The sequence below is a fragment of the Chitinilyticum litopenaei DSM 21440 genome (assembly GCF_000428145.1).
In the GTDB taxonomy this organism is placed as follows: Bacteria; Pseudomonadota; Gammaproteobacteria; order Burkholderiales; family Chitinibacteraceae; genus Chitinilyticum; species Chitinilyticum litopenaei.
Genome location: NZ_ATZJ01000068.1, coordinates 1 through 8,129, shown reverse-complemented (window position 1 = coordinate 8,129; position 8,129 = coordinate 1). Strand labels below are relative to the sequence as shown.

Genomic DNA, 8,129 nt, shown 5'->3' with positions numbered 1-8,129 from the left:
GAAGCGTGGCTGAAGGCCAACGGCTATCGCTGCCGGATACAGCGCAAAGGGAACAAGAACAAGCCGCTGTCGGAATGCCAGCAGCGCCGCAACCAGCGAATCGCCAAAGTCCGTGCGCGGGTTGAGCATGTGTTCGGCGCAATAGCACAGATGGGCGGCAAACTGATCCGCACCATCGGGCAGGCCCGCGCCGACTTTGCGCTGACGATGCAGGCTCTGGCCTACAACGTGAAACGGTTTACCTGGCTGAAGGAGGCCGGGATCGAGGCGTTCTGACGTCCGAAGCGCCCCCTCGGCCCCCTGAGGCGGGGGAATTCAGGGTCCGCGAGGCAAAAAAGGCCTCGAATTATGCTGGAGCCCCAATGAAATCAGTCCGGCAAGCGGGCTGGTTTGTAAGGTTCCGACTGGAAGCTGATAAATGCCGGGTTATTCGAGGTGCCCTGTATTTTTAACCGGAACCACTGGATTCCGGCCTGCGCCGGAATGACGAATTCAAGACCACAACACGGTTTTGGTACATAGCCATTTTTATTGGCAATGCCTGCCAATACCCTTCCATATATTGGTTCGCAGCCATTTTCCTATAAGGGTTCTGTGGCAATACCCTGTTCTTTGCTGGCCCTTGGCGGTGCTGCGTCCGGTGGCGGCGCCAGCAGCTCGCCGAGACTGGCCAGCGAGTCGAGCACTTCCTGCAGCGATTTTTCGAAAGCCTGCACATGGCGTGGCAGATCGCCGCGCTGTTCGGCTGCCGCACGCTCCAGTGCCTCGGCATCGCTGGCCAGATGCGGCGCGCCCAGGTAGCGGCCAACCGATTTCAGCGAATGCGCCAGGCGTTCCACTTCGGCCAGATTGGCGGCTTCCAGCGCTTCGCGGATCTGATCGGCGGTGCCGGCATGATTGCTCAGGAAATTGCGCAGCAGCACCACAAAGCGTTCCGGCCGCAGGCCGACCTGCTGGTAGCCGTAGTTCAGATCCAGCCCGGGCAGGCTGGGCCAGTTGCCGTTCAGCGTCGGCGGCGCGGGGCGCTCCAGGCGGTTGCCGTCGAGCCAGCGCGTCAGCACTTCGTAGAGCTGCTCCGGACGGAAGGGCTTGGGAATGTGGTCGTTCATGCCGGCCGCGAGGCAGCGCTCGCGGTCGCCGAGCATGGCGTGCGCGGTCATGGCGATGATCGGAATCTGCTTGAGGCGGTTGTGCGAGCGGATGTGGCGGGTGGCGATAAAGCCGTCCATTTCCGGCATCTGCAGGTCCATCAGGATGGCGTGGTAGCGCGACTGCAGCGCCATCTGCACGGCCACGGCGCCATTTTCCGCGTAATCGACGTGGATGCCGATGGCGTCGAGGAATTCTTCGGCGATCTGCCGGTTGATCGGGTTGTCTTCCACCAGCAGCACGCGCTTGCCCGCAAGCCCGGCCGTGGCTTCTTCCGTGTCCGTACAGGGGGCCGGCGCCAGGCTGATGGCCGCGCCTTCGCTGCTGCTGGCGCTGGGCATGGGCAGCAGGAAGGTGAAGGTGCTGCCCTGGCCGGGCTCGCTGCAGACCCAGATCTGTCCATCCATCGCGGTAACCAGTTCGCGGCAGATGGCCAGCCCCAGGCCCGTGCCGCCATAGCGGCGCGCAATCGATTCATCGACCTGGGTAAAGGCCTGAAACAGTTTGTTGGCCTGGTCTTCGGCGATGCCGATGCCGGTATCGCTGACGGCAAACTGCAGGCGCTGCACGCCGTCGCCGTCATCGCGCCGGCGCACGCTCAGCGTGATCTGCCCCTGGTCGGTGAACTTGATGGCATTGTTGCCCAGGTTCAGCAAGATCTGCCGCAGGCGCAGCGGATCGCCCAGCAGCTGGCGCGGTACGTCCGGCGTGACGTCGAGCACCAGCTTGAGGCGCTTGTGCTCGGCCTTGGGCGTGAGGATGCTGGTGAGCCCCTTGAGCAGATCGTCGAGATTGAAGTGCAGCTGCTCCAGGCGCAATTTGCCGGCTTCGATCTTGGAAAAGTCCAGCACGTCGTCGATGACGCCGAGCAGGGCGTCGGTCGCCTGCTGGATTTTTTCAATGTAGTCGCGCTGCTTGGGGCTCAGCTCGGTCTGGCTGGCGAGGTTGGCCAGGCCAATGATGGCATTCATCGGCGTACGGATTTCATGGCTCATGCGCGCGAGGAAGTCGGATTTCACGCGATTGGCTTCTTCGGCCTGGCGCGCGGCTTCCTTCAGATTGTTCATCCACTTCACGACCAGGTGGTAGCCGAGAAAGGTCATCGCGATCAATAGCGTGCCCATCACCCAGTACACGGCCAGCGAAGAGCTGTCGGCCATCATCGCCACATCGCGCCAGGCCATCTCGTCGCCTCCCGGCTCTGGCAGGCTGATGGCCTTGCGGCTCAGATAGAAGGACAGCGAAAGGAAGAGAAAGACCCCGGCGATCATCAGCGAGGTGACCAGCAGCATCCAGCTCTTGTCGAGCGGCGCCGATTCCGGCTGGGCATTCTTCAGCAGGCCGTGCCGGCGCCAGTGCGCCAGCCTTTCGGAAAACAGCACCACCGGCAGGCCGACGGTCAGCATCATCTGCAGGAAGCCGCCCACCCACCAGCCCTGCCAGATGGCGAAGGCATCCTTGAAGCCCAGGCCATTGGTATACACCCAGATCAGCGCGCCCAGCGAGCTGAAGATCGCACAGAAAAACGCCAGCAGCGTGAACAGCAGGATATTGCTCAGACCACGCGCCTGATGAATCTGGATGACATGGTAGGTGATGGCGAAAACGGCGAAGCCCAGGGGGTCGGCCAGCGAGAACACCAGCCCCCAGCCCAGCGGCATGCCCGAATACAGCGCGCTGGCCATGGTCGCGATATAGGCGGGAATGGCGCCCCACCAGAAGCCGAACCAGACGCTCCAGAGCAGGCACAGGGTCAGCGGCGGGTAGAAGGTGGCGAAAATGCGGTAGTCGCCAAATTGCAGCGGCACGCCGAACCACTTCAGTTCGGTGCAGACAATCGACAGGGCGATGCCCAGCAGCAGGCTGGCCAGCCACAGGGCGCCGATCTGCCAGTGCTGGCGGCGGCTGGCCTGCTGCCGGAAGAGTTGCCAGGGAACGGGCTGGAACAGTCCAGCCTGGTGCGGAAGGGGAGCGGCAAGCGCGCTGGTCATCACATGGCCTTTCAGCCCGGGGGCTAAATTACGTTCTGCAGCGACAGTCATTCGCGGCAAGTAAGACGGTGGCAATGTTATGTCATTTTTCGGCTAAATGTCTAATTTAGCGGCGCTTTCTGCAACAAAAAAGCCCGGCAAGCCGGGCTTTGCGCGACAGGGAGACGCTTACAGCGCGTCTTGCGGATTGCCGGCATGCAGACGGCTTTCCAGCGCGGCGATGCGTGCTTCCAGCTCGTTGAGCTTTTCGCGGCTGCGCGCCAGCACTTCCTGCTGGACGTCGAATTCTTCGCGGGTGACCAGATCCAGCTTGGTCAGCGCGCTGGCCAGCATGGCGCGCACGTTTTTCTCCACATCCTTGGCCGGGCTGGCGGCGATCACGTCGGAAATCTTGCCGGCGATTTCATCAAACAGTTTTTCCTTCAGCATGGCGCTGCTCCTGCGGTGTGAGGGTGAACAGGTTTCCAGTGTAGCAGAGTGCGGCCGGCTTACCGCCGACGCACCATGCTGGTGCGCCACCCGCCGGCGCGACGAACAGGGCGCGCCAAAGCGGTGCCGTGTCATGCAGATTTAACGACAATGCACTGATTTGCAATGTATTTTCATGCTGGCACGCTTCCTGCTAAAAGGCTGGCGTCCGATTCCAAACCAGGAGCATCAGCATGAAATTCGTTTCTGCCATCATCAAGCCGTTCAAGCTCGATGAAGTCCGCGAAGGCCTCTCGGCCATTGGCGTCAACGGTCTGACCGTGACCGAAGTGAAAGGTTTCGGCCGCCAGAAAGGCCACACCGAGCTGTATCGCGGCGCCGAGTACGTGGTCGATTTTCTGCCCAAGGTGAAGGTGGAAGTCGCCGTCGCCGACGAGTTGCTCGAGCAGGCCATCGAGGCCATCGAAAAGGCCGCCAACACCGGCAAGATCGGCGACGGCAAGATTTTTGTCTTCGATCTGCAGCATGTCGTGCGCATCCGTACCGGCGAGACCGGCGACGCGGCGCTGTAAGCAAAGCAATCACAGGAGAGATGAACATGATGAAGAAACTGCTTGCCGCCTGCACGCTCGCAGCGGCCTTGTTCGGCGCGGCGCCGGTCTGGGCGGAGGAAGTCGCCAGCGCGCCGGTCGCCAGTGAAGCCGTCGCCGCCCCCGCGGTCGCCGACGCGTCCGCCACCGTGGCGGCTCCGGCCGCCAGCGAAGCGGCCGCCGCCGCCGCCCCCGCTCCGGTCTTGAGCAAGGCCGACAACGGCTGGATCATGGTTTGCGCCGCGCTGGTCATCCTGATGAGCATTCCGGGTCTGGCCATGTTCTACGGCGGCCTGGTGCGCAGCAAGAACATGCTGTCGGTGCTGGCCCAGGTGCTGGCGGTGTTCGCGCTGATTTCGGTGCTGTGGGTGCTGTATGGCTACAGCCTGGCCTTCACCAGCAGCAATGCCGTCATCGGTGGCCTCTCCAAGGCGCTGCTGGCCGGCGTGACCCCCGCATCGCTGGCGGATACCTTTACCGCCGACGTGAAGATCAGCGAATTCACCTTCGTGGCCTTCCAGGGGGCATTCGCCGCCATCACCTGCGCGCTGATCGTCGGCGCCTTCGCCGAGCGCGTGAAGTTCACTGCCGTGCTGGTCTTTGTCGCGCTGTGGTTCACCTTCTCCTACACGCCGATCGCCCACATGGTGTGGTTCACCGAGGGCTATCTGTTCAAGGATGGTGCGCTGGACTTCGCCGGCGGCACCGTGGTGCACATCAACGCCGCCGTGGCCGGCCTGGTGGGCGCCTACTTTGTCGGCAAGCGCGTCGGTTACGGCCGTGAAGCCATGACCCCGCACAGCCTGACCATGACCATGATCGGCGCCTCGCTGCTGTGGTTCGGCTGGTTCGGCTTCAACGCCGGCTCCGCGCTGGAAGCCAACGGCACCGCTGCGCTGGCCTTCGTCAACACCTGGGTCGCCACCGCGGCCGCCACGCTGTCCTGGCTGTTCGCCGAATGGCTGCTGAAGGGCAAGCCCTCGCTGCTGGGCGCGGCATCCGGCGCCATTGCCGGCCTCGTGGTCATCACCCCGGCGGCCGGTCTGGTCGGCGTCGGCGGCGCACTGATCATGGGCCTGATCGGCGGCATCGCCGGCCTGTGGGGCGTGCACAGCCTCAAGCGCATGCTCAATGTCGATGACTCGCTGGACGTGTTTGGCGTGCACGGCGTGTGCGGCATCATCGGCGCGCTGCTGACCGGCGTGTTCGCTGCGCCGTCGCTGGGCGGCATGGGCGCTGAAACCTTCAGCATCGCCAGCCAGCTGAAGATCCAGGGCCTGAGCGTGCTGATCACCATCGTCTGGTCCGGCGTGGTGTCGGTCGTGATCTTCGGCATCCTGAAGGCCACCATCGGCCTGCGCGTCAAGGAAGACGAAGAGCGCGAAGGTCTGGACGTCACCAGCCACGGCGAGAAGGCCTACAATATGTAAGCCCGGCTTCGCCAGCAAGACAAAACCCGCCAGCTGGCGGGTTTTGTCTTTTATACATGATAGCCTATATCTCTGAAGCCAAATATCTTCATGGGCTGCAGGCAGATACCCTGGTTTGCTAGTCCGGGCGCGTGGCCCGCTCCAGTTCATCCAGCCACAGCATGGCCTGTGCGCGCGACGTGCCGCACATGTCCGCCGCCGCCTGCAGGCCGCTGCAGCAGGCCGGCCGTTCGGGCTGGCCGAAGATCTTGCAGCGCAGGTCGGCATCGAGCTGCACGCAGGGCACGCCGGCCGGTTTGCCATTCGGCATTCCCGGAATCGGGCTGCTGATCGATGGCGCGGTACAGCAGGCGGCACAGTGGGGGCGGCATTCCATGGCGGGGCGGCGGGGAGAAAGGGGCGTTATGGTAAGGCAAAGCGCCTGCCAGCGGGCCCCGACCCGCCTTGCGGCGCGGTCGGGATGATCTGAAAATCGGTCAACTGCTCAGGCCGTTATCGGCGCTGGCCAACTCACGCTGCGCGGCCGCAGGGGCGGGCTGGCGCGGGCGACGCGGTGGCGGAGCGCTGCCGCCGAGAGCTTGCCAGTCGAGCTTGCGGGTCAGGACCATCACTAGCGCCAACAGGCCGAACAGGGTCAGGCTGCCCATCAGCAAGGCCATGTCTTCCGACTGCAGGATGCCGAACAGCAGACCATACAGGGTGGCGAGCGCGGCTGCGAAGCCGACGCCGCGTTGCCAGCCGCCCAGCACGAAGCTGACGTAGTAGGCCAGCAGCGCCACCGATGACAGCGCGGCAATCCAGTAGGCCAGGGTAAAGTGCAGGTGCTCGGACAGCGACAGCGTCAGCAGGAAGAACATCGCCAGCGACAGCCCGACCAGTGCGTACTGCACCGGGTGCACCGACAGGTTTTTCATCACCTCCATCAGAAAGACGGCGCCGAAGATCAGCAGGATGAAGAGTTCGGCGTATTTCTGCGTGCGTTCATTGAGCACATAGCGGTCCACCGGGTCGATCAGGCGCAGGCCCAGTCCCTTCTGGCCTTCCGCATCCAGGTCTGCTCCGCCGGTGGCCAGATCGCTGGTCTGCCAGCGCGCGCTGAACCCCGCGTCGCTCACCTTGCGCTCCATGGGGGCGTATTCGCCGGAGAAGCTCGGGTGTGGCCAGTTGCCGGCCAGCGTCACCGCGCTTTCCTTGCCGACGGGCTGCAGTTGCAGCGCGCTGGTGCCGGCCAGCTGCATCGTCAGCGCAAAGGGCAGCTCGCCGGCCGCGCCATCCCAGTTCAGCAGCGCATGCACACCGCTGCCCAGCCGCTTCAGCCCGCTGCCGGGAAGAAACTGCACGTTCGCGCCGGCCACGCCCTGCAACTGGCGGATGCCGCGCACGTCGCTGATGCCGATGGCCAGATAGGCCTGCTCCAGCCGCACGCTGATGCGCTCGCGCTCGCTGGCCGGGGCGCGCAGCAGGCTGGCGCTGTCCGGCAGCTTGAAGTGCCCGCTCAGCTGCAGTGCGCCGTTGTAAACCGGCGCTTCGAAAATGCCGCGCCGCAGCGATTCGACGGCCAGCTTGCCATCGGCCACGAAGCGCTCGGGTGGCAGGATCAGCTGCCGCTCATGGCTTTCTTCTTCCCAGCGCGTGCCGGTGATCTCGCCTTTTTCATTGGTGAGTTCCTTCAGCGTGGCGACCGTTTCGACATAGGGAATGACGACAAAGGGGCCGCTGATGAATTGTTCGCTGGCGCTGAAGCGGGCGATTTCTTGCCGGACTTCGGCGGCGCGATTCTGGCGCTCGTTGAGCAGCGAGCGCACCAGCCCCATGACGGTGAGCAGGCCCACGATCAGCGCGAGGCAGGTCAGGATTTTCCAGAGCAGTTTCATAGTGATCTCCACAACGGGCGCAGACGTAGCCCGGACAACAGCAGCGTGACAGCGGCAGGTGGAGGGAGCATGGAGCGAATGTGGAGATTGTGTGGAGGCGCGCTGTGGCAGCGCGGCGGCCATCAGGGTCGCCCAGGCCACGTGGATGTGGCGTGTACGCCGGCAATGCGGGGGAAAGAGTCAGGAGAGGCGCGGGCGTGCGCTTGCCCGGCGGACAAGCGCGCCTGCCAAAGCGGAGGCGGCGATGGCCTGGCGCGGCCTGCTGGCCGGCTTGCGCGCTGCCGCCGTGTGCGTTTACTGCGGGGTGGGCTGGGCCGGTGCAGTGCCCGTGGGAGTTTGCCAGTGCTGGCGAACGACGCGCAGCCAGCGGCGGCGGGAATGGGCAAGACTGCGGGTGCGGCGCATGGGGCTATCCAAGTGGGCGGCTGGAAAAGTGGGCGCATTGTAAGCGTTGGGCACGGGCAATCCGGGTTACGGAAATGTTACCGAATGCCCATGATGGCCGCAGAAAATCAGGCGTCAGTCGCGATTCAGCTAGGTTCTGTTGACGTTTTGTTTGCGCTGCCCGTTTGTGCTGTTTTTGGCCTGAAACAAGGCGCGAAGCCCGCCGCATAGTCGTTCTATGCAAGGGCTTTGCAACGCAGGGTCAGGCCAAAAACAGCCAAA

The 8,129-nt window shown here is 63.9% G+C and carries 8 protein-coding genes; 3 read left to right on the top strand and 5 right to left on the bottom strand.

The window, feature by feature from the left end; translation table 11 throughout:
* The coding region (locus C515_RS0116140) for a transposase (protein ID WP_028456358.1) at nucleotides 1-276 on the top strand (276 nt) is incomplete at its 5' end.
* Nucleotides 277-368: 92 nt separating this feature from the next.
* On the opposite strand, the gene C515_RS23710 is transcribed toward C515_RS0116140, so the two are convergent.
* The 3 genes from C515_RS23710 to C515_RS0116130 all read right to left on the bottom strand — a co-directional run bounded on the left by C515_RS23710 (nucleotide 369) and on the right by C515_RS0116130 (nucleotide 3,569).
* Nucleotides 369-548 carry a hypothetical protein gene (locus C515_RS23710; protein WP_144290502.1) on the bottom strand — a complete coding sequence of 60 codons (180 nt, stop codon included), beginning with the start codon at nucleotides 546-548 and terminating at the stop codon, nucleotides 369-371.
* 33 nt (nucleotides 549-581) lie between these two features.
* Nucleotides 582-3,140 carry an ATP-binding protein gene (locus C515_RS22740; protein ID WP_051305034.1) on the bottom strand — a complete coding sequence of 853 codons (2,559 nt, stop codon included), beginning with the start codon at nucleotides 3,138-3,140 and terminating at the stop codon, nucleotides 582-584.
* A 168-nt stretch (nucleotides 3,141-3,308) separates the two neighbouring features.
* Complete coding sequence (locus C515_RS0116130) at nucleotides 3,309-3,569, bottom strand: accessory factor UbiK family protein (protein ID WP_028456357.1); 261 nt, start codon at nucleotides 3,567-3,569, stop codon at nucleotides 3,309-3,311.
* A gap of 233 nt (nucleotides 3,570-3,802) precedes the next feature.
* On the opposite strand from C515_RS0116130, the gene glnK reads away from it, so the two are divergent.
* Together glnK and amt are read left to right on the top strand one after the other, a co-directional pair.
* Nucleotides 3,803-4,141: a P-II family nitrogen regulator gene (glnK, locus tag C515_RS0116125; RefSeq protein ID WP_028456356.1), complete on the top strand. Its 339-nt coding sequence runs from the start codon at nucleotides 3,803-3,805 to the stop codon at nucleotides 4,139-4,141.
* Nucleotides 4,142-4,167: 26 nt separating this feature from the next.
* The gene (gene amt, locus C515_RS0116120) at nucleotides 4,168-5,589 is read left to right on the top strand and encodes an ammonium transporter (RefSeq protein ID WP_028456355.1); all 1,422 of its coding nucleotides are present in this window, start codon (nucleotides 4,168-4,170) and stop codon (nucleotides 5,587-5,589) included.
* Nucleotides 5,590-5,707: 118 nt separating this feature from the next.
* Here the strand turns inward: amt and C515_RS21585 are convergent, their stop codons facing one another.
* Nucleotides 5,708-5,965 carry a YkgJ family cysteine cluster protein gene (locus tag C515_RS21585; protein WP_043650098.1) on the bottom strand — a complete coding sequence of 86 codons (258 nt, stop codon included), beginning with the start codon at nucleotides 5,963-5,965 and terminating at the stop codon, nucleotides 5,708-5,710.
* 100 nt (nucleotides 5,966-6,065) lie between these two features.
* Nucleotides 6,066-7,463 (bottom strand): cell envelope integrity protein CreD, encoded by a 1,398-nt coding sequence (gene creD / locus C515_RS21580; RefSeq protein WP_051305033.1) that lies wholly within the window; start codon nucleotides 7,461-7,463, stop codon nucleotides 6,066-6,068.
* Between the last annotated feature and the right edge of the window lie 666 nt (nucleotides 7,464-8,129).